Origin of the sequence: Pseudomonas alloputida (assembly GCF_021283545.2) — a bacterium.
GTDB classification, from domain to species: Bacteria; Pseudomonadota; Gammaproteobacteria; order Pseudomonadales; family Pseudomonadaceae; genus Aquipseudomonas; species Aquipseudomonas alloputida.
In genome coordinates this window covers 1,772,385-1,795,411 of sequence record NZ_CP128540.1, presented here as the reverse complement: position 1 = coordinate 1,795,411, position 23,027 = coordinate 1,772,385, and the positions used below count along the sequence as shown (strand labels likewise).

Annotated in this window: 22 protein-coding genes and 1 pseudogene; 7 read left to right on the top strand and 16 right to left on the bottom strand. The window is 57.7% G+C overall.

Annotated elements, in window-relative coordinates:
* Window positions 1–102: 102 nt before the first annotated feature.
* The 14 genes from LU682_RS08355 to flhA form a co-directional block, all read right to left on the bottom strand.
* Window positions 103–498 (bottom strand): DUF2802 domain-containing protein, encoded by a 396-nt coding sequence (locus LU682_RS08355; protein WP_060489812.1) that lies wholly within the window; start codon window positions 496–498, stop codon window positions 103–105.
* A 1-nt stretch (window position 499) separates the two neighbouring features.
* Window positions 500–979, bottom strand: coding sequence for a chemotaxis protein CheW (locus LU682_RS08350; RefSeq protein WP_003254393.1), 480 nt, complete (start codon window positions 977–979; stop codon window positions 500–502).
* 41 nt (window positions 980–1,020) lie between these two features.
* On the bottom strand, window positions 1,021–1,917 hold the full coding sequence (locus LU682_RS08345) for a CheW domain-containing protein (protein ID WP_010955063.1): 897 nt from the start codon (window positions 1,915–1,917) through the stop codon (window positions 1,021–1,023).
* Window positions 1,917–2,705: a ParA family protein gene (locus LU682_RS08340; RefSeq protein WP_010955064.1), complete on the bottom strand. Its 789-nt coding sequence runs from the start codon at window positions 2,703–2,705 to the stop codon at window positions 1,917–1,919. Before LU682_RS08340 ends, LU682_RS08345 begins: the two co-directional genes overlap by 1 nt.
* Window positions 2,706–2,889: 184 nt before the next feature.
* The gene (gene motD, locus LU682_RS08335; RefSeq protein WP_010955065.1) at window positions 2,890–3,747 is read right to left on the bottom strand and encodes a flagellar motor protein MotD; all 858 of its coding nucleotides are present in this window, start codon (window positions 3,745–3,747) and stop codon (window positions 2,890–2,892) included.
* Window positions 3,748–3,750: 3 nt separating this feature from the next.
* Window positions 3,751–4,491: a flagellar motor protein gene (locus LU682_RS08330; protein ID WP_010955066.1), complete on the bottom strand. Its 741-nt coding sequence runs from the start codon at window positions 4,489–4,491 to the stop codon at window positions 3,751–3,753.
* Entirely contained in the window at window positions 4,491–5,603 is a 1,113-nt protein-coding gene (locus tag LU682_RS08325) for a protein-glutamate methylesterase/protein-glutamine glutaminase (protein WP_010955067.1), read from the bottom strand. Before LU682_RS08325 ends, LU682_RS08330 begins: the two co-directional genes overlap by 1 nt.
* Before the next feature lie 46 nt (window positions 5,604–5,649).
* Window positions 5,650–7,893, bottom strand: coding sequence for a chemotaxis protein CheA (locus tag LU682_RS08320; protein ID WP_010955068.1), 2,244 nt, complete (start codon window positions 7,891–7,893; stop codon window positions 5,650–5,652).
* 12 nt (window positions 7,894–7,905) lie between these two features.
* Entirely contained in the window at window positions 7,906–8,694 is a 789-nt protein-coding gene (locus LU682_RS08315) for a protein phosphatase CheZ (protein ID WP_010955069.1), read from the bottom strand.
* Between the two features lie 22 nt (window positions 8,695–8,716).
* Window positions 8,717–9,091 carry a chemotaxis response regulator CheY gene (locus tag LU682_RS08310; RefSeq protein ID WP_010955070.1) on the bottom strand — a complete coding sequence of 125 codons (375 nt, stop codon included), beginning with the start codon at window positions 9,089–9,091 and terminating at the stop codon, window positions 8,717–8,719.
* A gap of 107 nt (window positions 9,092–9,198) precedes the next feature.
* A complete protein-coding gene (gene fliA / locus LU682_RS08305; RefSeq protein ID WP_003254406.1) occupies window positions 9,199–9,939 on the bottom strand; it encodes an RNA polymerase sigma factor FliA in 741 nt (246 codons plus the stop codon).
* On the bottom strand, window positions 9,936–10,769 hold the full coding sequence (gene fleN, locus LU682_RS08300) for a flagellar synthesis regulator FleN (RefSeq protein ID WP_003254408.1): 834 nt from the start codon (window positions 10,767–10,769) through the stop codon (window positions 9,936–9,938). Before fleN ends, fliA begins: the two co-directional genes overlap by 4 nt.
* A gap of 93 nt (window positions 10,770–10,862) precedes the next feature.
* On the bottom strand, window positions 10,863–12,170 hold the full coding sequence (gene flhF, locus LU682_RS08295) for a flagellar biosynthesis GTPase FlhF (RefSeq protein WP_010955071.1): 1,308 nt from the start codon (window positions 12,168–12,170) through the stop codon (window positions 10,863–10,865).
* Between the two features lie 11 nt (window positions 12,171–12,181).
* Window positions 12,182–14,311 carry a flagellar biosynthesis protein FlhA gene (flhA, locus tag LU682_RS08290; protein WP_010955072.1) on the bottom strand — a complete coding sequence of 710 codons (2,130 nt, stop codon included), beginning with the start codon at window positions 14,309–14,311 and terminating at the stop codon, window positions 12,182–12,184.
* 414 nt (window positions 14,312–14,725) lie between these two features.
* Between flhA and LU682_RS08285 the strand changes: the two genes are divergently transcribed.
* Window positions 14,726–15,421, top strand: a complete 696-nt coding sequence (locus tag LU682_RS08285) for a GntR family transcriptional regulator (protein ID WP_049586776.1) — start codon at window positions 14,726–14,728, stop codon at window positions 15,419–15,421.
* Here LU682_RS08285 and LU682_RS08280 read toward each other — a convergent pair.
* Window positions 15,416–16,474, bottom strand: a complete 1,059-nt coding sequence (locus tag LU682_RS08280) for a D-alanine--D-alanine ligase family protein (protein ID WP_010955074.1) — start codon at window positions 16,472–16,474, stop codon at window positions 15,416–15,418. The genes LU682_RS08285 and LU682_RS08280 overlap by 6 nt on opposite strands.
* Before the next feature lie 93 nt (window positions 16,475–16,567).
* On the opposite strand from LU682_RS08280, the gene LU682_RS08275 reads away from it, so the two are divergent.
* The 6 genes from LU682_RS08275 to LU682_RS08250 are packed head-to-tail and all read left to right on the top strand — an operon-like array spanning window position 16,568 to window position 22,362.
* The gene (locus LU682_RS08275) at window positions 16,568–17,017 is read left to right on the top strand and encodes a hypothetical protein (RefSeq protein WP_232014167.1); all 450 of its coding nucleotides are present in this window, start codon (window positions 16,568–16,570) and stop codon (window positions 17,015–17,017) included.
* Window positions 16,950–18,197: a B12-binding domain/radical SAM domain-containing protein gene (locus LU682_RS08270; protein WP_232857079.1), complete on the top strand. Its 1,248-nt coding sequence runs from the start codon at window positions 16,950–16,952 to the stop codon at window positions 18,195–18,197. The genes LU682_RS08275 and LU682_RS08270 overlap by 68 nt, the downstream gene beginning before the upstream one ends.
* A 1-nt stretch (window position 18,198) precedes the next feature.
* Entirely contained in the window at window positions 18,199–19,365 is a 1,167-nt protein-coding gene (locus tag LU682_RS08265) for a PLP-dependent transferase (protein WP_049586791.1), read from the top strand.
* Window positions 19,366–19,398: 33 nt separating this feature from the next.
* The gene (locus LU682_RS08260) at window positions 19,399–20,277 is read left to right on the top strand and encodes an LPD16 domain-containing protein (protein ID WP_010955077.1); all 879 of its coding nucleotides are present in this window, start codon (window positions 19,399–19,401) and stop codon (window positions 20,275–20,277) included.
* 10 nt (window positions 20,278–20,287) lie between these two features.
* Window positions 20,288–21,451: a cysteine desulfurase family protein gene (locus LU682_RS08255; protein ID WP_082412204.1), complete on the top strand. Its 1,164-nt coding sequence runs from the start codon at window positions 20,288–20,290 to the stop codon at window positions 21,449–21,451.
* Entirely contained in the window at window positions 21,448–22,362 is a 915-nt protein-coding gene (locus LU682_RS08250; RefSeq protein ID WP_049586774.1) for a D-alanine--D-alanine ligase family protein, read from the top strand. The genes LU682_RS08255 and LU682_RS08250 overlap by 4 nt, the downstream gene beginning before the upstream one ends.
* A gap of 180 nt (window positions 22,363–22,542) precedes the next feature.
* Here the strand turns inward: LU682_RS08250 and LU682_RS08245 are convergent.
* A pseudogene (locus tag LU682_RS08245) lies at window positions 22,543–22,779 on the bottom strand (FHIPEP family type III secretion protein); the annotation flags it as partial.
* Window positions 22,780–23,027 lie beyond the last annotated feature (248 nt).

Below are 23,027 nucleotides of genomic sequence, written 5' to 3'. Positions count from 1 at the left end.
ACAGCGGGTACTGAACGAGCCTGGCGACACCTTTCAGATCGAGCGGAGCATGGGGCGCCGCTCGATTTCCCAGGCGACGAACCTGCTGCCGAGGGTACCCCGTCAAGGAGCCCGGTACACCTTGCTCATCAACTCCGCCTCGGCCTGGGTCAGGCCGCAGCTCTGGGTCAACTCATCGATACTCGCCCCCATCCCCACCAGCTTGGCCGCCTGGCTGAAAGTTACGTTGCTGGGGTCGCGCTGCTCGAGGCGTTCCAGCCGGTCCGGCAGGGTGGCCACCGCCGCACGCAGCTCATGGATGGCCTCACCCATGCGCACCGTGCCGTTCTGGTAGTCATCCAGACGCTTGGCCAAGTCCTTGATGCGCTGGTCACGCAGCGCATCGCCCTCGGCCTGCTGCGCAGCCAGCTCGCGCTGGCGCTTGCTGTAGTTGAGGAAAAACCACAGGCTCAGCGCCCAGCCCAGCGCCAGGAAGATGACAGCAACCTCTAGGATCAACTCAGATGTTCTCCAGCTCGGACCACTCTTCCTCGGTCATCATCTTGTCCAGTTCGACCAGGATCAGCAGTTCGCCATTCTTGTTGCACACGCCTTGAATGAACTTGGCCGACTCTTCGTTACCCACGTTCGGCGCGGTTTCGATTTCGGACTGGCGCAGGTAAACCACTTCGGCCACGCTGTCGACCAGAATGCCGACCACTTGCTTGTCGGCTTCGATGATGACGATACGGGTGTTGTCGGTCACTTCGGTCGGCATCAGGCCAAAACGCTGACGCGTGTCGATCACCGTCACCACGTTGCCGCGCAAGTTGATGATGCCCAGCACGTAGCTCGGCGCACCCGGTACCGGGGCAATCTCGGTGTAGCGCAGGACTTCCTGCACCTGCATCACATTGATGCCGTAGGACTCGTTGTCCAGACGGAAGGTAACCCACTGCAGGATCGGATCTTCGGAACCTTGTGCAGACGACTTTTTCATTCCCCTACCCTCAAAATCCGCCGTTGGCGGTATGTTCTGTGTCATTTCTGTTTGGCGTGCATCTGCTTGACCGCACCGCTGGCGATCAGCTCGGCCAGTGCGGCGACGTCGAGCAGTGCGCACATGTGTTCGATTACGGTGCCGGCCAGCCACGGGCGCTGGCCACGCTGGCTGCGCCACTTGATCTCCGACGGGTCCAGGCGCAGCGAGCGGCTGACCTGATGCACCGCCAGCCCCCATTCATAGCCCTGCACCGAAATCACGTATTGCAGGCCCTGGCGAAAATCATCGCGGTAGCGGTCGGGCATTACCCAACGCGCAGTGTCCAGCACCTTCAGGTTGCCGGCCTGGCAGGTCAGGATGCCGAGGAACCAGTCGGGCTGGCCGAACAGTGGCGTCAGCTCCTGGCCAGCCAGGGTGTAGATCGAGCCCAGGCACACCAACGGCACCGCCAGGGTCAGGCCGGCAACGTCGAACAGCAGGCATTCGAACGGCTCGGCCGCCCACACCGGACGACCATCGACAGTGGCCGGGGGTACGGGCAGGTTGGGTGCCGGCAGATGCACATCGACCAGCGGCACAGCCGGTTCCACGGTTTGTTCTTCGACCAGTACCGGGATGCTGGCTTCGGCCACGACCTCCTGCTCGACCACCGTCACCACCGGGGCTTCCACCGGCATCACGCTGGGCAGTACCGCCAGCCGGGGTTCGGCGAACGGCCGCGGGGCAAAGCTGGCGGCGGCGGCTTCGGCGGGCTCAGGCCGGGCTGGCTGTCGGGCATCGCGTGCCTGCTCCTCGCGCACCGCCTCGGCGAACTCGTCCGCCACTGCCGGCTGCTCGCTCAGGTCTTTGGCCTCGGTGGCCTCCTGCAGCAGGCCGTCCAGGTACGATTGCAGGGCCATCTGGGGCCGGGTGCTGGTTTGCCGGGTTTGAGTCATCAGGCTACCTGCACTGCGTTCTTGTAGGTGAGCAGGTGCTTGAGCAGCGCCCTGTAGGCGATCAACCCACGGCTCTTGCTGTCGAACTGCGAAGGCGTGACGCCCTTGCGACTGGCATCGCGCAGGCGCGTATCCACCGGAATGTAGCCCTGCCATACATGCTGCCCGTAGGTGTCACGCAGCAGCTTGAGGGTGCCCAGCGACGCCTGGGTACGACGGTCGAACAGGGTCGGTACGATCTGGTACGGCAGCGCCTGCTTGCGCGAACGGTTGACCATGGCCAAGGTGCCGACCATGCGTTCCAGGCCCTTCACCGCAAGGAATTCGGTTTGCACCGGGATCACCAGCTGCTGGCTGGCGGCCAGGGCATTGACCATCAGCACACCCAGCAAGGGTGGGCTGTCGATCAGGGCATAGTCGAAATCCTGCCACAGCTGCGCCAGACTCTTGGCGATTACCAGGCCCAGGCCATTCTGCCCTGGCGACTGGCGCTCCAGCACCGCCAGGGCGGTACTCGACGGCAACAGCGAAATGCGCTCATCGCTGGTGGGCAGCAGCAGTTGCCCGGGCAAGCCTTCGGGCACCGTGCCCTTGTGCAGGAACAGGTCGTAGCAGCTGTGCTCCAGGGCATCCGGGTTGTGCCCGAAGTAGCTGGTCATCGAGCCGTGCGGGTCGAGGTCGACGACGACCACGCGCTTGCCGGCCTCGGCCAGCAGGCCGGCCAGGGCAATGGTAGTGGTGGTCTTGCCGACACCACCTTTTTGATTGGCTACTGCCCAGACTCTCATCAAGCAAACTCTATCTATTGATTTGGCAGGGACACTGCCTTGCTCAAAATTCGAAAGCTCGCGCAATCAATGTAGGAGCGGGTTTACCCGCGAACACCGGTGCAACCGGTGCCATACACCGCGTCGCCCGGCTCGCGGGTAAACCCGCGCCTGCAGGGGACAGCGGCGACGGGGAATTGACGTATCACGGCCTCGCTACCGTTGCTTGTATTGCCGGTGCACTTTGTGTGCCAGCCCGGCGCAATGCGGCATCCGGTGTGGCATTGGCGCTGCCCGAGCCGGTCAGGCTGCGGCGCACTTCCAGGTTACGGGAAATCACCAGCACCACCCGGCGGTTGCGTGCGCGCCCTTCGGCGGTATCGTTGCTGGCCACCGGCTGGTACTCGCCATAGCCCACCGAAGCCATGCGTGCCGGGTTGACGCCCTCCATGGCCAGCAGCCGCACGATGCTGGCCGCGCGCGCCGAGGACAACTCCCAGTTGGTAGGGTACTGCGCGGTGCGGATTGGCAGGTTGTCAGTGAAGCCTTCGACGTGCACCGGGTTGGCGAACGGCTTGAGGATGCTGGCCACCTTCTCGATGATCGCAAACGCCTTGTCACTGGGCATCGCGTCACCACTGCCAAACAGCAGCGAAGAGTTGAGCTCGATCTCGATCCACAGCTCGTTGCCGCGCACGGTCATCTGGTCGCTGTTGATCAGGTCGCCGAAGGCATCGCGCACGTCATCGCTGATGGTTTTCAACGGGTCGACATTGGTCGCCGCCAGGCCCGCTTCGGTCTGCTCGCTGTCTTTGACCAGCGGTTCGGCCGGGCGCACGCTGAGCGGCTGCTCATCGCCAATCGGGATCGGCTTCATGCTGCGCTCGGGGTCGTTGAATACCCCTAGCAAAGCCTGGGAAATAACCTTGTACTTACCCTCGTTGATCGAGGAAATGGAATACATCACCACGAAGAAGGCGAACAGCAACGTGATGAAGTCGGCGTACGACACCAGCCAGCGCTCGTGGTTTTCGTGTTCCTCGGTATGACGACGGCGACGCATGGGTTACTCCATGAAGCCTTGCAGCTTCAGCTCGATCGAGCGCGGGTTTTCACCTTCGGCAATCGACAGCAGGCCTTCGAGCAGCATTTCGCGGTAGCGCGACTGGCGCATGACGATGGCCTTGAGCTTGCTGGCGACCGGCAATAGCACAAGGTTGGCACTGGCCACACCGTAAATGGTGGCGACAAAGGCCACGGCAATGCCATTGCCCAGTTGCGACGGGTCGGCCAGATTGCCCATCACATGGATAAGGCCCATGACCGCACCGATGATGCCGATGGTCGGCGCATAGCCGCCCATGCTTTCGAATACCTTGGCTGCCTGGATGTCACGGCCCTCCTGGGTAAGGAGGTCGACCTCAAGGATGCTGCGGATGGCTTCCGGCTCGGCGCCATCCACCAGCAGTTGCAGGCCCTTGCGCGCATAGGGGTCGGGCTCGCTGTCCGCTACCCCTTCCAGGCCCAGCAGGCCTTCTTTGCGAGCGGTCAGGCTCCAGTTCACCACGCGGTCGATGCCGCCCGCCAGGTCGACCCGCGGAGGAAACAGGATCCAGCGCAAAATCTGCAAGGCGCGCTTGAACGACGTTAGCGGCGACTGCAACAACGCCGCCGCCAGGGTGCCACCCAGCACGATCAGAGCCGCCGGGCCATTGACCAGAGCACCGACATGACCGCCTTCAAGGAAGTTGCCACCGACAATGGCAACGAAAGCCAGGATCAGACCGATCAGGCTGAGGACGTCCATCAGACGCACGCCTCCACCAGGTGCTTGCCGATTTCGTCGAGGCTGTACACGGCATCCGCCAGGTTCGCCTTGACGATGGCCATGGGCATGCCATAAATCACGCAGCTGGCTTCATCCTGGGCCCACACCGTGCTGCCCCCCTGCTTGAGCAGGCGCGCGCCCTCGCGGCCATCGGCGCCCATGCCGGTGAGCACCACCGACAACACCTTGTCACCGTACGACTTGGCCGCCGAACCGAAGGTGATGTCCACGCACGGCTTGTAGTTCAGGCGCTCGTCGCCGGGCAGGATCTTCACCGTGCCACGGCCATCGATCATCATCTGCTTGCCACCGGGGGCCAGCAGGGCCAGGCCCGGGCGCAGCATGTCGCCGTCTTCGGCTTCCTTGACGCTGATGCGGCACAGCTTGTCCAGGCGTTCGGCAAACGCTTTGGTGAAGGCCGCCGGCATGTGCTGGATCAACACGATCGGCGCCGGGAAATTGGCCGGCAGCTGCGTCAGTACCCGCTGCAGCGCCACCGGCCCCCCCGTGGAGGTACCGATGGCCACCAGTTTGTAGGGTTTGCGCTTGGGTGCCGGCGACTGCGAGGCCGCCGGCGTCGGGGCCGCTGCACGGGCAGGCGCTGCCGGGCGCGTCTGCGCCTGGCTGGTAAAGGTGCTGGCCGGCGCTGGCGCGGCGACCGGCGCCGTTCTGGCATAGCTGCCGATCCGGCGGTTGCTGCGCGAAATGGTGTGCACCTTCTCGCACAGCAACTGCTTGACCTTGTCAGGGTTGCGCGAGATGTCCTCGAAGTTTTTCGGCAGGTAGTCCACTGCGCCGGCATCCAGCGCGTCGAGGGTGACGCGGGCGCCTTCATGGGTCAGCGACGAGAACATCAACACGGGCGTCGGGCAGCGCTGCATGATGTGCCGCACGGCGGTAATGCCATCCATCATGGGCATTTCGTAGTCCATGGTGATCACATCGGGCTTGAGCGCCAGCGCCTGGTCGATTGCTTCCTTGCCGTTGGTCGCGGTACCCACTACCTGGATCGTTGGATCCGCCGAGAGGATTTCCGAGACACGGCGGCGGAAGAAACCAGAATCATCCACCACCAGGACCTTGACTGCCATAAACACTCCATTAGGCGGCGCAACCCGCCAGGGCGCGCCACCGAAATCAAATACGCCGCGCGGCGTAACGCTTGAGCATGCTCGGGACGTCGAGAATCAACGCGATGCGACCGTCGCCGGTAATGGTGGCCCCGGACATGCCCGGGGTGCCTTGCAGCATCTTGCCCAGCGGCTTGATGACCACTTCTTCCTGGCCCACCAGTTGGTCGACGACAAAACCGATGCGCTGGGTGCCGACCGACAGAATCACCACGTGGCCCTCGTGCTGCTCTTCGTGCACCTGGCCCTGGACCAGCCAGCGCTTGAGGTAGAACAGCGGCAGCGCCTTGTCGCGCACGATCACCACTTCCTGGCCGTCGACCACGTTGGTACGCGACAGGTCGAGGTGGAAGATCTCGTTGACGTTGACCAGCGGGAAGGCAAACGCCTGGTTGCCCAGCATCACCATAAGGGTGGGCATGATCGCCAGGGTCAGCGGCACCTTGATGACGATCTTGGAGCCTTGGCCCTTGGCCGAGAAAATGTTGATCGAGCCGTTGAGCTGGGAGATCTTGGTTTTCACCACGTCCATGCCCACGCCACGCCCGGACACATCGGAAATCTCGGTCTTGGTCGAGAAGCCAGGGGCGAAGATCAGGTTGTAGCAGTCCGACTCGCTCAGGCGCTCGGCGGCGTCCTTGTCCATCAGGCCCTTTTCCACGGCCTTGGCGCGCAGGATGTTCGGGTCCATGCCCTTGCCGTCGTCCGAGATCGACAGCAGGATGTGGTCGCCTTCCTGTTCGGCCGACAGCACTACGCGGCCGGTACGCGCCTTGCCAGACGCTTCACGCTCGTCGGGCATCTCGATACCGTGGTCGACCGCATTGCGCACCAAGTGCACCAGCGGGTCGGCCAAGGCTTCTACGAGGTTCTTGTCAAGGTCGGTCTCTTCGCCGACCAGTTCCAGATTGATCTCTTTCTTCAGCTGGCGCGCCAGGTCGCGAACCAGGCGCGGGAAGCGGCCGAAGACCTTCTTGATCGGCTGCATACGGGTTTTCATCACCGCGGTCTGCAGGTCGGCGGTGACCACGTCAAGGTTGGACACGGCCTTGGACATGGCCTCGTCGCCGCTGTTCAGGCCCAGGCGCACCAGGCGGTTACGCACCAGCACCAGTTCGCCGACCATGTTCATGATCTCGTCCAGGCGCGCGGTGTCGACGCGCACGGTGGTTTCCGCTTCGCTGGCGGCGTGCTTCTCGGCGGCCGGGGCCGGCGCGCGAGGCGCCGCGGCAGGTTTGCTGGCCGGCGAAGGCGCTGGCGCGGCAGCGGGCTTGGCCACCGGCTGGCTTTCGGCCTTGGCGGCAGCCGGCGCTTGCGCCTGGACAGCAGCCGGGGCTTCTACAGCGGCAACATCGCCACCGAACTTGCCCTTGCCGTGCAACTGGTCCAGCAGGGCTTCGAACTCGTGCTCGCTGATTTCATCGCTGGCTGCGCTGTTGTCTGGCGCGGCAGGTGCTGGTGCCTGGGCGGCTGGCAAGGCGCCAGCCTGGAAGGTGCCCTTGCCATGCAACTGGTCGAGCAGCGATTCGAATTCGGCGTCGGTGATCTCATCACTGACCACTTCGCTGCTGACGGCAACCGGTGGCGCGGCGACCTCGGCATTGAACTGGCCCTTGCCGTGCAACTGGTCGAGCAGCGATTCGAACTCGGCGTCGGTGATTTCATCACCCGCACCGCTGACAGTCTCGCCCTGCATCTGCTCGTCGGCCGCCGCTTGCGCCTTGATCGCATCGAGCGAATCGAGCAACTGCTCGAACTCACTGTCAGTGATGTCCTGGTGTTGCTCCTCGGCCTCGGCCGGCGCTGCAGCCACCACGTCGGCAACCGGTGCCGGTACGGGCGCTGCAACAGCTTCGGCTGCCCCAGGTTCGGCCAGGCGCGACAGCGCTGCCAGCAGCGCCGGGGTGGCCGGTGTCACTTCGGCACGCTCGCGCACCTGGCCGAACATGCTGTTGACCGTATCCAGTGCCTCGAGCACCACATCCATCAGTTCCGCATCGACCCGGCGCTCACCTTTGCGCAGGACGTCGAACACGTTCTCGGCGATATGGCAGCACTCCACCAGCTCGTTCAGCTGAAGGAAGCCGGCGCCCCCTTTTACAGTGTGGAAACCGCGAAAGATCGCATTGAGCAGGTCGGCATCGTCAGGTCGGCTTTCCAGCTCGACCAGTTGCTCGGACAATTGCTCAAGTATTTCGCCGGCCTCTACCAGGAAATCCTGGAGGATTTCTTCATCGGCGCCGAAGCTCATCAAACGTGCTCCTTAAAAACCAAGGCTGGACAGCAGATCATCGACATCGTCCTGACCGGACACGACGTCTTCACGCTTATCGGCATGAATCTGCGGACCTTCACCCCGAGTCGGATGTTTTTCTCGATCTTTTTCTGCACGCAATTGATCGTGGTCATGTTTTATACCGGCAAAGCGGTCGACCTGGCTGGCCATCAGCACCAGCTTGAGCAGGTTGCTTTCCACCTCGGTCACCAGTGTGGTGACGCGCTTGATCACCTGGCCGGTCAGGTCCTGATAGTCCTGGGCCAGCAAAATGTCGTTGAGGTGCCCGGAAACCTTGCGGTTACCCTCGGCGCTGTGCGTCAGGAAACTGTCGACTCGCTTGACCAGATCACGAAATTCCGGCGCAGCCACTTCGCGGCGCATGAAGCGCTGCCAGTCGGTGCTCAGGGCCTTGGCCTCGTTGGCCAGCTCATTGAGCACCGGTGTGCTTTCCTCGACCAGGTCCATGGTGCGGTTGGCCGCGCCCTCGGTGAGCTTGACCACATACGACAGGCGCTCGGTGGCGTCGGTAATCTGCGACACCTCTTCTGCCTGCGGCATGGTGGGGTCGATCTGGAAACTGACGATGGCACTGTGCAGCTCGCGAGTCAGCTTGCCGACTTCCTGGTACAGGCCGCGGTCGCGGGTCTGGTTCAGTTCGTGAATCAACTGCACCGCCTCGCCGAAACGGCCCCGCTCCAGGCTTTCGACCAACTCCTGGGCATGCTTCTTCAGGGTCGACTCGAACTCGCCCAAAGACGTTTGTGATGAATCCATGACGCGCCCCCCCTGACGTGACTCAGCCGTTGACGCGTTCGAAGATCTTCTCGATCTTCTCTTTGAGCACCTGAGCGGTGAACGGCTTGACCACATAACCATTGACGCCAGCCTGGGCCGCTTCAATGATCTGGTCGCGCTTGGCTTCAGCGGTCACCATCAAGACCGGCATGCTTTTCAGCTTGTCGCTGGCACGCACTTTACGCAGCAGGTCGATGCCGGACATGCCCGGCATGTTCCAGTCGGTCACCAGGAAGTCGTAGTGACCGTTTTCCAGCATCGGCAACGCCGTGGTGCCGTCATCGGCTTCGTCGGTGTTGGTGAAACCCAGGTCACGCAACAGGTTCTTGATGATCCGCCGCATCGTCGAAAAGTCGTCAACGATGAGGATTTTCATGTTCTTGTCCAATTAGACCTCCAAGCAGTCTCAAACGCGCTCGGCCTACCGAGCACGCACTCATTCAATTCGGTACAACGTGGAAAACGACTGCAACGACAGTGGGCTCAACGCGCCCGCCATTCCCCCAGGCGGCTGCGCAGGCGCGCGGCACATTGGCTGTGCAACTGGCTGACCCGCGACTCGCTGACACCCAGCACCTCACCGATTTCCTTGAGGTTCAGCTCTTCGTCGTAGTACAGCGCCAGCACCAGGCGCTCACGCTCCGGCAGGTTGGCGATGGCCTCGGTCAGGGCAGCCTGGAAGCGCTCCTCCTCCAGGCCGCGCGCAGGTTCGACCTGGCCACTGGCGCCATCCTCATGCAGTCCTTCGTGCTCGCCGTCCTGCAACAGGTCGTCAAAGCTGAACAGGCGGCTGCCCAGGGTATCGTTCAAGATCCCGTAGTAATCATCGAGACTCAATTGGAGTTCGGCAGCAACTTCATGATCTTTAGCGTCACGGCCTGTTCTGGCTTCAACCGCACGCATGGCATCACTGACCATACGGGTGTTGCGGTGTACCGAACGCGGCGCCCAGTCGCCTTTGCGCACTTCGTCCAGCATGGCCCCGCGAATGCGGATGCCGGCGTAGGTCTCAAAGCTGGCGCCCTTGCTGGCGTCGTATTTGTTGGCCACTTCCAGCAGGCCGATCATGCCGGCCTGGATCAGGTCCTCGACCTGCACGTTGGCCGGCAAGCGCGCCAACAGGTGGTAGGCGATGCGCTTGACCAGCGGGGCGTAGCGTTCGATCAGCTCGTACTGGGCGTCCTTCGCCGCCCGGCTGTACATCTTGAAGCCGCTGGCGTTCATAGTACGGGTCCCGCGCTGGTGGGTTGCACCAAGCGCTCGACAAAGAACTCCAGATGGCCGCGCGGATTGGCTGGCAGCGGCCAGCTGTCAACCTTCTGGGCAATCGCCTTGAAGGCCAGCGCGCACTTGGAGCGAGGGAAGGCTTCGTAGACGGCACGCTGCTTCTGCACCGCCTTGCGCACGCACTCGTCGTACGGCACGGCACCCACGTACTGCAGGGCAACGTCAAGGAAGCGGTCGGTGACCTTGGTCAGCTTGGCAAACAGGTTGCGCCCTTCCTGCGGGCTCTGCGCCATGTTGGCCAACACACGGAAACGGTTCATGCCATAGTCGCGATTGAGCAGCTTGATCAACGCGTAGGCGTCGGTAATCGAGGTAGGTTCATCACACACCACCAGCAGCACTTCCTGGGCGGCGCGAACGAAGCTGACCACAGAGTCACCGATACCCGCAGCGGTATCGATCACCAACACATCGAGGTTGTCGCCGATCTCGCTGAACGCCTGGATCAACCCGGCATGCTGGGCCGGGGCCAGATGCACCATGCTCTGGGTGCCCGAGGCTGCCGGCACGATACGCACACCGCCGGGGCCCTGCAGCATCACGTCACGCAGCTCGCAACGCCCTTCAATCACATCGGCGAGGGTACGTTTGGGGGTAAGGCCCAGCAACACGTCGACATTGGCCAGGCCCAGGTCGGCGTCCAGCAGCATGACCCTGCGGCCAAGCTCGGCCAGCGCCAGGGACAAGTTCACTGAAACGTTAGTCTTGCCGACGCCACCTTTGCCACCGGTCACGGCGATCACCTGTACGGGATGCATGCTACCCATGTCTGTTCTTTACCTTGTCTCGCTGGGACTCAGGCCACACGTAGGGCAATTCTGCGTGCCCCTTGGCATAGCGACTTTGCACACGCTTCATGGTCAACCCGCTCGCCGTGGGTTGTGATAGAGATCAGCGAACATGTCGGCCATGGCCTCTTCGCTGGGCTCGTCCTGCTGCTGCACATTCACCGCCCGCGTGACCAACTGGTGGCCCCGCGGCAGGTGCAGGTCGTCAGGAATGCGTGGGCCATCGGTAAGATAGGCCACTGGCAGTTCATGACTGATGGCAAGGCTCAACACATCGCCAAGGCTTGCCGTTTCATCGAGTTTGGTCAGGATGCAGCCGGCCAGGCCACAGCGCTTGTAGCTGTGGTAGGCGGCGGTCAGCACCTGCTTCTGGCTGGTGGTGGCCAGCACCAGGTAGTTCTTCGCGGCAATGCCACGCCCGGCCAAGGTTTCCAGTTGCATGCGCAGTGCAGGGTCGCTGGCTTGCAGGCCGGCAGTATCGATCAGCACCACGCGCTTGCGCAGCAGTGGTTCCAGCGCTGCTGCCAGCGACTGGCCCGGGTCGACGTAAGTCACCGGCACGTTGAGGATGCGGCCCAGGGTCTTGAGCTGTTCCTGAGCGCCGATACGGAAGCTGTCCATGCTCACCAGCGCCAGGTTCTGCGCGCCGTACTTGAGCACGTAGCGCGCGGCCAGCTTGGCCAGGGTGGTGGTCTTGCCCATGCCCGCCGGGCCGACCATGGCGATCACCCCACCCTCTTCGATCGGCTCGATTTCAGGCACTTCGATCATCCGTGCCAAGTGAGCCAGCAGCATGCGCCAGGCCTGGCGCGGCTCTTCGATCTCGGCGGTCAGGTCCAGCAGCTCGCGGGCGATCGGCCCGGACAGGCCGATGCGCTGCAGGCGGCGCCAAAGGTTGGCCTGCTGCGGCTTGCTGCCCTGCAGCTGATTCCAGGCCAGCGAACCGAGTTGCACTTCCAGCAGCTCGCGCAGGCCCGACAGCTCGGAGCGCATGGCATCGAACAGGCGTGGGTCAACCGGCGCAGCAGCCGGTACGGCGGCGGCCTCCGGGACCTCGACGTGCGGCTCGATCAACGGTTCGGCAGCGGTCAAAGATTGCCCGGCGAACAATTGGCGGTTGTTGTCACTGCTGTCCTGACGCTGGTCCAGCTCGGCCTGGGCAGTGGCAATGCGCGTGTGGGTCTTGCGCAGCTCTTCTTCCAGCTCGGCGTTGGGCACACGCGGGGCCAGGGCGGACAGCTTGTAGTCCAGCGCGGCCGTCAGCTCGACACCACCGGCAATGCGGCGGTTGCCAATGATTGCGGCATCGGCGCCCAGCTCGTCACGGACCAGTTTCATGGCCTGACGCATATCGGCGGCGAAAAATCGCTTAACTTGCATTATCCCCTACCTCAGCCGTTAGGGCCCACGGTGGCAACGATGGTGACTTGCTTGTTGTCAGGTATTTCCTGATACGCCAGAACATGCAAATTCGGTACAGCCAGGCGACCGAAACGCGACAACATGGCGCGGATCGGGCCGGCGACCAGCAGAATGGCCGGCTGACCCTGCATTTCCTGGCGCTGGGCCGCCTCGATCAGCGAACGTTGCAGCTTCTCGGCCATGCTAGGTTCCAGAAGAACACCGTCTTCCTGACCCTGCCCGGCCCTTTGCAGACTATTCAGCAAAATCTGTTCCAACCTTGGCTCCAGGGTAATCACTGGTAGCTCCGACTCAACGCCGACAATGCTTTGCACGATGGCGCGACACAATCCGACGCGCACCGCCGCCACCAGTGCGGCGGTATCTTGACTCTTGCCCGCGTTGTTCGCGATGGCCTCGGCAATACTGCGAATATCGCGCACTGGCACCTGTTCCGACAACAGGGCTTGCAGCACCTTGAGCAGCCCCGACAAGGAAATGACACCCGGCACCAGCTCTTCTGCAAGTTTAGGCGATGCCTTGGCCAGCACCTGCAGCAACTGCTGAACCTCTTCGTGGCCGATCAGCTCGTGGCAGTGTTTCTGCAGGATCTGGTTGAGGTGGGTGGCCACCACAGTGCTGGCATCGACCACGGTGTAACCCAGCGACTGCGCCTGTGAGCGCTGGCCGACGTCGATCCACACCGCTTCCAGGCCAAACGCCGGGTCGCGCGCGGCAATACCGTTGAGGGTGCCAAACACCTGCCCAGGGTTGATCGCCAGTTCGCGGTCCGGGTAGATCTCCGCCTCGGCCAGAATCACCCCCATCAGGGTCAGGCGGTACGCGCTGGGTTGCAGGTCGAGGTTGTCACGAATGTGCACGGTGGGCATCAGGAAACCCAGGTCCTGCGACAGCTTCTTGCGCACGCCCTTGATCCGCGCCAGCAGCTGGCCGCCCTGGTTGCGATCGACCAGTGGGATCAGCCGATAGCCGACTTCCAGGCCGATCATGTCGATGGGGGTGACGTCGTCCCAACCCAGCTCCTTGGTTTCCAGCGCGCGCTGTGGCGAGGGCAGCAGGTCCTGCTGACGCTGCGCCTCTTGCTGGGCTTTGACCTTGGCCTGCTGCTGCTTCTTCCACACCAGGTAGGCGCCGCCGGCCGCCATCAGGCCGAGGCTGAGGAAGGCAATGTGCGGCATGCCCGGCACCAGCCCCATGACGATCATCAACGCGCCAGACACCGCCAGGGCCTTGGGCGAATCGAACATCTGCCGATTGATCAGCTTGCCCATGTCTTCAGAGCCTGAAGCACGGGTGACCATGATCGCGGCGGCGGTGGACAGCAGCAGTGATGGCAATTGCGCCACCAAACCGTCACCGATGGTCAGCAGGGCATAGACCTTGCCGGCCTCGCTGAACGACATATTGTGCTGCAGCATGCCGATGAGCATGCCACCGATCAGGTTGATGAACAGGATCAGCAAGCCGGCGATGGCGTCGCCGCGCACGAACTTGCTGGCACCGTCCATCGAGCCGTAGAACTCGGCCTCCTGCGCCACCTCGGCACGGCGGTGCTTGGCCTGGGCCTGGTCGATCAGGCCGGCATTGAGGTCGGCGTCGATGGCCATCTGCTTGCCAGGCATGGCGTCGAGGGTGAAACGCGCACTCACTTCCGAGATACGCCCGGCACCCTTGGTCACCACCACGAAGTTGATGATCATGAGGATGGCGAACACCACGGCACCGACCACGTAGTTACCGCCGATCACCACCTCACCGAAGGCCTGGATCACTTTACCGGCAGCGCCATGGCCCTCCTGGCCATGCAGCATGACCACACGGGTGGACGCGACGTTCAGGGCCAGGCGCAACAACGTGGCCACCAGCAGGATGGTGGGGAACGCAGCGAAGTCGAGCGGGCGCAAGGCGTATACACAGACCAGCAGCACCACGATCGACAGGGCGATGTTGAACGTGAAGAACACGTCGAGCAGGAACGGCGGTATCGGCAACATCATCATTGCCAACATCACCAGCAGCAACAGCGGCACCCCCAGGTTGCCCCGGCCGAGCCCGGCCAGGTTGTTGCGGGCGTTGCTGATTAACTGAGTGCGATCCACCGCGAGTCCTCTTGATGCAAAACTTTGACGCCCAGGGGGCGCCTGGGCGTGGCTTTGCAAGAAGCTTTCCAACTTTGGCAGACACCCACACGAAAAGATGAACCGGGCGAGCACCACCGCGTTGACGGGTGGCTCATGAGCAAGCAATCACCAAGAAAAACGAGACCTCCCGCCCAATCGCCTCTACGGCAATGGCCAAAGGCTTAAGCTCTTGGAAAGCCACAGAGAGGGTGGCGCCACGACAAAAAAAATCTGAGCGACTTGATCATGCAAAAGCTCACGGTTTCTATGCGGATGTAGAGAGCCAATGACTACTCAAAGGCATGAACATCATGCCAACTGCTCGATGGTAGCTCTAGTGAGTCTGTGATACCTTCGCCAGCGCTTTTGACTACATCGCTAGACCCGGAGAACATGGTGGCGAACTCTCTCGATAGCTTTATCGTTCCTGACAAACATCGCCATAAAACCGCGATGGATTATGTGGTCGAGTCGCTACGCGAAGGCATACTTTCTGGCGCAATAGCCGAAGGTACGGCTTTGCGCCAAGAAGAGCTAGCCTCGAAATTCGGTTTGAGTCGTATGCCGGTAAGGGACGCCATAAGGCAGTTGGAGGCCGAAGGGCTTGTTACCTACGAAGTCCATAAGGGGGCCTCTGTAGCGATCATGACGATTGAAGACATTGTCGAGATCTATGATATGCGGATCATGGCAGAATGCACCGCCTTGGACTTTGGCTTTGACAACATCGTAGAAAATGATCTGGCGCAGATGTACGAACTCTTATCTACCATGGAGCATGCCACCGACCCGCACCACCTTAGCGAACTCAATGAAAAGTTTCATCACTTTCTTTATTCAAAAGCAAAGCGCCCCAGATTACTTGCATTGATTAAGTCCCTTCATGACTCGGTGGATCGCCATCTTCGTTTTTTGTTGACAAATCTCGACTATCACAAGAAATCGCAACAGGATCATAAAAGCATTTTGAGCGCTTGCGCCAAGGGTGATCGCGAAGCCGCCAAGCAATTTTTAGCCGAGCACCTTGCCGAGGGACGAGATGCAATCGTTACGTTTCTTGAGAAGCGGCGTCGGCAGGACGTGTCATAAACGTTCTTTAGATGCTGATGAGAGCCCATATTCGACTAGCGCTCCTACCAACTTCGGCGGAGGGTAACCGGAGCACTCAAACATCTTCGGGTACATACTGGCACTCGTAAATCCGGGTAAGGTATTGATCTCATTGAGAATAATTTCACCCTCTTCTGTCAAGAAAAAATCCACCCTGGCGTACCCCTTCAGTTCAAGGCATCTAAACGCCTGGACAGATAAAGCCTGGATGCGCGCGACAATGTCAGGTGGCAACAAGCTTGGCACACGAAGACCTGTCACACTGTTGGAATCGTATTTCGCCTGATAATCGTAATAGGCGTGCCCTTCCTTTTTGATTATTTCACCCACCACCGAGGCCATCAAACCCTCCTCAAGTTCGAGCACACCACACTCTATCTCTCTTCCACAGACAGCAGCCTCCACCAGCACCTTTGTGTCCTCTCGTGCTGCAATAGCAAATGCCGCAGCATATTCCAAGGCGTTGGAGACCCTAGACACACCAATCGATGAGCCCGAAGTAGCGGGCTTTACGAAGAGCGTGCTGCTACCCAGGCACTCAACCAGTTCCTCCCAAGGACGCATGGAGTTCATGGCCAGCCAAGGCACCACAACAAGCCCGGCAGACTGGACCATTCTCTTTGTGACATCTTTATCCATGGCCATTGCCGAACCTAGCACCCCGGAGCCCACACACGGCAAACCGCACATCGCTGCCAATCCTTGAATTGTTCCATCCTCCCCCCACCGACCATGCAGTGCCGGGAAAAGCAAATCGATCCCAATCTCCACCGTGCCGCTCTCTTGAGTTGTGTATGAGAGCGAGCGATGGCCTGGACGAATTGAAATCAACGGAGCCGACCGATCAACCGCACCAGGGAACTGGCACGGCTCTCCTTGATACCTCCAGTTGCCCTCACGATCTATCCCTACACAGTGCACCCTGTGACCGAGAGCCATCAGCGCCGCGTGGATTGTAGCGGCGGAGCGTAGCGCCACTGAATGCTCTGAGCTCCGCCCCCCAAAAACCAGTGCGATCACATTTTGTTTCATTTCGACAGGCCTCAGTCAGGAGATTTTGGCTACTGTATCCAATATCCAATAAAAATAACAACGGCATTTGCCGATATTCAGGAATGGAAGAGCATGCCTTTGCAAATCACTAAGGGGGCGACCCTGGGCGAGCGGTCGTCCGCCCCCAAAATCGTCACGCCTCATCTACAGATTCGAGCGATCGCGGTCTCTGCGCCGGAATGCATCAGCGGCCACAAATCAGGCAGGGCTTTGAACAGCACTGACCCTGTCAGCCTCTTTAACGCATGCCGCTATGCGGCAAGCCTCGCTAAACAAAGGAAAGGTGCTTGGGGAAACAGCAACTGGGGGCGACTCGACAAAAAGTTGAGAGAGCATTTTTTGCTCATGTACTCACTGGATGACATGCATCGCTATGAAAATTTAATACAAGCATCTCGACCCAACATTCTATTCATTGGCGCCATGACGCTCTGCATGCCTGGCGCAGTGGAATGTGCAAAAGTCGCTAGAAAAATGTTCGGCGATAGATTATCTCATCGTACTGGGTGGGCGGCACGTTAATGAAACGATATACCTTGCTGACGAAAGAAAGAGGCTACCCTCCCTCGTCAAACACCATAGAGCCTCGCCGGGGCGCCTTATCAGAGAGTGTGAAATCCCTCCACTATTTGACGTCATAATTTCCGGAGAGGCGGAAAAATTGATTGCAGAGATTGGCGAGCTGTTTAGTCGCTGCAATCAAAGCCCAGCGACGTTCATTGCAGAAAACCTGGATATGAAAACTGAAGGGCGATGGATCGCTGACTTCCCACGCATCGATAACACACTTGTAAGTGATGGCGTACCTCTGAAGCGCGACGAATTACCCTCAGTGGTCGGTACATTTGGGGTCACCGCTTCATTTGATGTTTTCGAGGGGCGCATGACCTCACATATATTCAGCGATACTGGGCCTGGGTGTATCTATGATTGTAATTTTTGCAGTGAACGCCGCAGCATTGCCGGAAACATCCAGGACATACAAGGCGCCCCACGACGACTCTACAATCAACTCAACGAGACAGTTAGCGCAGTAATGCAAGATCACCCCAGCAAGGGGGCAAGCGCATTCGTCGAAGATTCGATATTCCTTAGCGGTAGCCCAGTCGCAATCACACAGTTGTGTCAATTACTTGAGAAAGCCCCTTTAGAAGTCATTTTCGGAGGCCAATTCACGATCGATCAGATTCTTAGAAAAAAGGACCTTATTCAAAGGCTAGCCAAATGTGGCCTTAGGTATATATTCATCGGACTCGAAACGCTTGAACCACAAGAAATTGGGGGCATGAGCAAAGACGTTGACGGCAATAAACAAACGTGGAAAGACCGATTCTTACAAGCTCTGGACTTTATGGCTGCAAATCATATCGATTGCGGGTGCGCATTACTTTTTGGCTTGGGTGAAGCACATATCAGTCGCCGAAACTTGCTTAATGGACTCATAAAGCTTAAGCAGGAGACAGGACAGCCTATTACCTTAAGTGCAAACTGGGCGGTCCGGCACCCACTGCGGAGTAGCCGCGAAAGCGAGAATGAAAATTACCTGCGCTGGGGCACTCCCGAAGGTGAACTGCTGGAGTATTTCCATAGATTCGGTGAAGCCTCCCTCGAATATCCCTTACCCAATGTCTGTGCACCTCAGGTTGGCGAAGTTAAAGAAATAATCCTTCTTCTCAATGAGTTCGAGGCAAGCGATGCCTGAGATGACACGTAGTAAACTGGCCCAGGTTGGCCTCTTCCCCACAGGAGGAATCCAATCCACACAAACGCCAGCCATGGAGTGCACCAGCTATTTAGTCGACACCTTTGATCAGCTGCCACCCATCAATGAAGAAAGCCTAGCAGACATAGACAATGATCTTTTCAGTGGTCTGTACTATGGCGGCGTTGACACACCAACGACTCGACAACTTTCTCAGCGGGTAGCCGACCTCGAGAAGGGCAAGTTCGCAGTCTTAACACCTTCCGGGCAGTCCGCCTTCAACCTGTTGCTGACAACATTCGTGAAACCAGGTGATCACGTACTTGCTGGAGATACCATCGTTTACTCCACACGATGGCTGCTGAATCACTTTGAAAATATTGGTGTAAAAATTGAATACTTCACACCTAGCGAAGCCGCGACTCTAAAAAATAAACTAACTCTAAAGACAAAATTAATCATATTTGAAAACCCAGGCGCATTCACGTACGAGGTCATGGATATTAGTGCGATCGTCGAATCAAGACACGACCACCCAGCGCTGATTGTGGCCGACAACACATGGGCAGCATCACTATTTCACCACCCCTTATCACTCGGCGCGGACATCAGCTTGATTTCAATGAGCAAATACCACGGGGCTGTAGAGGGCATCTCTCTCGGAGCACTAATAACCAAGCGAAAAGATCTGTATGTAAACCTTAAAACCACCTCCGCATTAACGGGCAACCATGTGAGCTCACACGCCTGCTCAGCAGCAATTCGATCAATCAGCACGCTCGGCGCTCGCCTATCATTTCAAATGAGTACGACTCGCAAGGTACTTAGAAGCCTCAAGCCACTGCCTCTTTTAAAACAGGCAATACATCCCATTCTCCAAAACACTGAGCTCCACCTACAAAACTCGATGATCTATGGATTCAACAGCCTTTTCACCGCTGAATTTTCATGCTCTCGCAACGAACTGATATCTCGCCTGAACCGACTAAACCTAATAAAGATCGGCTATGGATGGGGCGGCACGACAAGCCTCGTCAATCTTATTGATACTCACGACATGCCCTCAGCAAAAAGACTAGGCATTAACAGTGAGTGCGCAAGGATATACCTCGGACTTGAAGACCCAGACGAATTAACTCGCGATCTTACCAATGCATTTACTCAATAACCCTCACCCCAAAACTACCCACAAGGATAAATTATGAAAAAAATAACAACACATGAAAGCTTTGCATTTACAGAAGCCGAGCTAAAAAGTCGCATTTTCAACTTCATGGATGCCGAACCCTTGAATGCCGCTCACATCATGGCCGGCCACTTCATGCTATTTTATGACAAACAGAGCGATCGACTGGCACCAGGAGTCTTTGAGGACATACAAGACCCTACATTAAAAGCACAAATCAAGGAGCGAGTGGGCATATTTCCCACCTATTCTTGGAAGTTAGCTATAGAATTCGCAGAGCACCATATAGTCAAGAATAACCAAAGCGGAAACCTACTCCTTTTGATCAACGATTGGCAATACGTCCCAAGCGACAAAATCACTCAAGACTATAGGGCCGAATTTTACAACCACTTCGAGCAACTTCCAACAAGCTACCTCACGCACCTTAACTCATCCTCAATCGTCACTACAAAAAATATCACACCCAGTCGCAAACATACACTTTGTTTCCCCGAGACATGGTTGAAAAATCGCTTTCAAAATGAGGCTTCTCGACTGGTGAAGCAAGGAAAACTCGAGAAACGATGTATTCCAGATCAACCAGAAATGTCCGAGATTTCATTCACTGACTCTTCGGGCACACCTTTACCACTGGTCAGTTGCGGCATGACCGGTTGCGCAGGTGAAATAACAGAAATGATTTCCGAAGCCTACAGAGCAGGCGCTCGGCTTTTGATTCTCCTCGCCCCAAATGAATGCCATGCTCCAATTAGAAAGGGAGTTGAGATCGCCCTCTCACTTTACGAGTTCGATCCTGTAAGCATATTGGTGGCAGATCTGGGAGGGAGCGGGGAGCTCACGACCGAAGAAATATACAGCAAAGGCATCCATATCGTCACCTATAGAACTTGAGAGGCCAGCAATGCAACCAGACTCGGTAATCTATCTAGATGCTGCAGCCACTACTCCGTGCGCTGATGACGTCATAAAGGAAATGGCGAAATATGACAACATCAACTACGGAAACCCCTCATCTGCGCACATTCTAGGCCGTCTTGCACGGAGTGCTGTCTTTGAAAGTGCTTCACATATTTCTGAGCTACTAGGCTGCACACCGGCTGAAATAGTTTTCACATCTGGCGCCACGGAAAGCAATAACATTGCGATTCTTGGAAGCGCCACCACCGCAAGAAGCAATATAATTATATGCCCTATCGACCACAAATCCAGTATTTTAGCCGCAGAAGAATTAGAAAAACGCAACATAGAGATTCGACGAATGAAAATCGATTCGGACGGACGAGTCAATCTAACGCATCTAAACAGCCTACTGGATGAAAACACATCACTGCTCTCTATTTCTTATGTGAATTCCGAAATAGGCACATTTCAAAACCTTCTAGAAATCAAAAAGGCATTAGAAAACTCAAATGCACTTTTCCATGTCGATGCCGCTCAAGCGTTGGGCAAGCTACCTATCAACGTCAAAGAACTTGGCGTAGATTGCGCTTCGATTTCAGCCCATAAAATCGAAGGGCCAAAGGGCATCAGCGCCCTCTATGTTTCTTCCTCCAGCTTTTCTCGGTTGCGTCCTCTCACATTTGGCGGCGGTCAATCTTCACTCCGTAGCGGCACACTTCCCACTCAACTGATCGCCGGATTCGGCGCTGCGGCACGTCGACTAAAGAACAAGGATTACCCTGCCTCATGGTCCGCTGCGAAACAACTGAGAAATGCAATCCTTGAAACACTAAACAAGCATGACATCGCGTTCCTAATTAATTCTCCAGACGCTGTTTCGACACCTCACATCTTGAATATTTCCATTCTTGGGATGCGCTCAGAAACCTTGATTAGTAGCTTGAGAAACGTCTGCATCTCTTCCGGATCAGCCTGCAACTCTAACAATCTTTCCCCCTCTTACGTCATCACCGGGATTGGGCACAGCGCAATGAGGGCCAACAGTGCGATCCGCTTATCCTTCACCAGCGACATGGACATTAAAACCGTTCGAGCAGGTGCAGAATCGCTTTCACAAAAGGTGCTTCAGCTTATCCACTTAAATCATAGGGGGCAAATGAAATGATTGAAAATATTGCAATTATAACGGGTGGAAACTCCTCGGAGCGGGAGGTCTCCCTTCAAACTTCCGAAGCTGTCTCACAATCGTTGAAAACCCTCCAAATCAGCCATGAGATTCTCACCATTTCGGACTATAGAGAACTGCTTAGTCTGGACCTCGCTAAATTCACCAGAGTCTTTTTGGCGCTTCATGGCGGTTTCGGTGAAAACGGGATGGCACAAGCATATTTAGAAGGACTAGGGATCCCATATAATGGCCCTTCTCCTCAGGCCAGCGCAATCTGCATGGACAAGCTTCTAACGAAGCATATTGCAAGAGGACTTGGAATAAATGTCGCAAACTATCTTTACTCGAAAAACGGTGATGACGTTTGTTTTGAAGAGATCAGTGAACGTCTAGGAACACCCTGCATCGTCAAACCTAACCGTGAAGGATGTAGCTTCGGTGTGTCCCTGGTCCGCGACCTCAAAGCTGACCTCCAGCCTGCTATAAACGCAGCAGCAAAATTTCACACTGGAATTCTAATAGAAGAATTTATAAGTGGGCCCGAGTTATCCGTATGCTATTTAAACAAATCCACGCTACCCATCTATACAGTTGAATTTGAGAGTGATTTCTTCTCTTATGATGCGAAATTCATATCCACCAAGACGAATGCCACCCTCACCATCCTAGACAGGAGCACCCATCAACTAGTCACCAACTACTGCTCTGCTATCGCTGAGGCACTTGAGCTTGATTACTTTAGAGCAGACTTCATCGTCCACAACACAGAGCCGTACCTTATTGAGCTTAACACCCTTCCCGGGCTTACAAGCCATAGTCTTTTTCCGAAAGCATGCCAGCAACATGGTATCGAATTTGACAAACTGGTACTTATCTTAAACAACTTGGATCCTAGCCAATACTGCTGACCGAACAACAAGTATAATTCGTACCATCAGGCTATTGGATGTCGTTGGTGTTTTTCGGATGGTAATTTATTGATCACCCAATTGAGATTAAGCGCCGCTCAAACGGCGCTCGATCTTGAGCAATCCCAGAAACGGTCAAGAAACTTTCAACTGTCACGCCGCAAATCCGGCGGAATCGGAAAGCAGGATGGTCGGGAACGCGGCAAAGTCGAGCGGGCGCAAGGCGTATACACAGACCAGCAGCACCACGATCGACAGGGCGATGTTGAAGGTGAAGAACACGTCGAGCAGGAACGGCGGTATCGGCAACATCATCATTGCCAACATCACCAGCAGTAACAGCGGCACACCCAGGTTGCCCCGGCCGAGCCCGGCCAGGTTGTTGCGGGCGTTGCTGATTAACTGAGTGCGATCCACCGCGAGTCCTCTTGATGCAAAACTTTGACGCCCAGGGGGCGCCTGCGGCTGGCATTGCTAGAAGCTTTCCAACTTTGTGATCTGCTGTGAATCGGGGTGTTCGCCGTGAGGTTTTTGTCGCCTGTGAGATCGAGCGCCGCCCGCGCGGCGCATCGCGAGCAAGCTCGCTCCTACATTTGTTTCGGGCCAGTTATTCCTGCGGGATTTACGCGCGACCGCCTTCGCGTACACCTCGATATTGCGCCGTA

Excerpts from the sequence above, each read along its gene's own strand:
- LU682_RS08255 (WP_082412204.1), top strand. The coding sequence starts at position 20,288 with ATGCAACCAGACTCGGTAATCTATCTAGATGCTGCAGCCACTACTCCG.
- LU682_RS08250 (WP_049586774.1), top strand. The coding sequence starts at position 21,448 with ATGATTGAAAATATTGCAATTATAACGGGTGGAAACTCCTCGGAGCGG.
- LU682_RS08310 (WP_010955070.1), bottom strand. The coding sequence starts at position 9,091 with ATGAAAATCCTCATCGTTGACGACTTTTCGACGATGCGGCGGATCATC.
- LU682_RS08265 (WP_049586791.1), top strand. The coding sequence starts at position 18,199 with ATGACACGTAGTAAACTGGCCCAGGTTGGCCTCTTCCCCACAGGAGGA.
- LU682_RS08315 (WP_010955069.1), bottom strand. The coding sequence starts at position 8,694 with ATGGATTCATCACAAACGTCTTTGGGCGAGTTCGAGTCGACCCTGAAG.
- LU682_RS08285 (WP_049586776.1), top strand. The coding sequence starts at position 14,726 with ATGGTGGCGAACTCTCTCGATAGCTTTATCGTTCCTGACAAACATCGC.
- LU682_RS08260 (WP_010955077.1), top strand. The coding sequence starts at position 19,399 with ATGAAAAAAATAACAACACATGAAAGCTTTGCATTTACAGAAGCCGAG.
- fliA (WP_003254406.1), bottom strand. The coding sequence starts at position 9,939 with ATGAACGCCAGCGGCTTCAAGATGTACAGCCGGGCGGCGAAGGACGCC.
- LU682_RS08280 (WP_010955074.1), bottom strand. The coding sequence starts at position 16,474 with ATGAAACAAAATGTGATCGCACTGGTTTTTGGGGGGCGGAGCTCAGAG.
- flhF (WP_010955071.1), bottom strand. The coding sequence starts at position 12,170 with ATGCAAGTTAAGCGATTTTTCGCCGCCGATATGCGTCAGGCCATGAAA.
- LU682_RS08330 (WP_010955066.1), bottom strand. The coding sequence starts at position 4,491 with ATGGACGTCCTCAGCCTGATCGGTCTGATCCTGGCTTTCGTTGCCATT.
- LU682_RS08325 (WP_010955067.1), bottom strand. The coding sequence starts at position 5,603 with ATGGCAGTCAAGGTCCTGGTGGTGGATGATTCTGGTTTCTTCCGCCGC.
- LU682_RS08350 (WP_003254393.1), bottom strand. The coding sequence starts at position 979 with ATGAAAAAGTCGTCTGCACAAGGTTCCGAAGATCCGATCCTGCAGTGG.
- fleN (WP_003254408.1), bottom strand. The coding sequence starts at position 10,769 with ATGGGTAGCATGCATCCCGTACAGGTGATCGCCGTGACCGGTGGCAAA.
- LU682_RS08345 (WP_010955063.1), bottom strand. The coding sequence starts at position 1,917 with ATGACTCAAACCCGGCAAACCAGCACCCGGCCCCAGATGGCCCTGCAA.
- LU682_RS08340 (WP_010955064.1), bottom strand. The coding sequence starts at position 2,705 with ATGAGAGTCTGGGCAGTAGCCAATCAAAAAGGTGGTGTCGGCAAGACC.
- LU682_RS08275 (WP_232014167.1), top strand. The coding sequence starts at position 16,568 with ATGCCTTTGCAAATCACTAAGGGGGCGACCCTGGGCGAGCGGTCGTCC.
- motD (WP_010955065.1), bottom strand. The coding sequence starts at position 3,747 with ATGCGTCGCCGTCGTCATACCGAGGAACACGAAAACCACGAGCGCTGG.
- LU682_RS08320 (WP_010955068.1), bottom strand. The coding sequence starts at position 7,893 with ATGAGCTTCGGCGCCGATGAAGAAATCCTCCAGGATTTCCTGGTAGAG.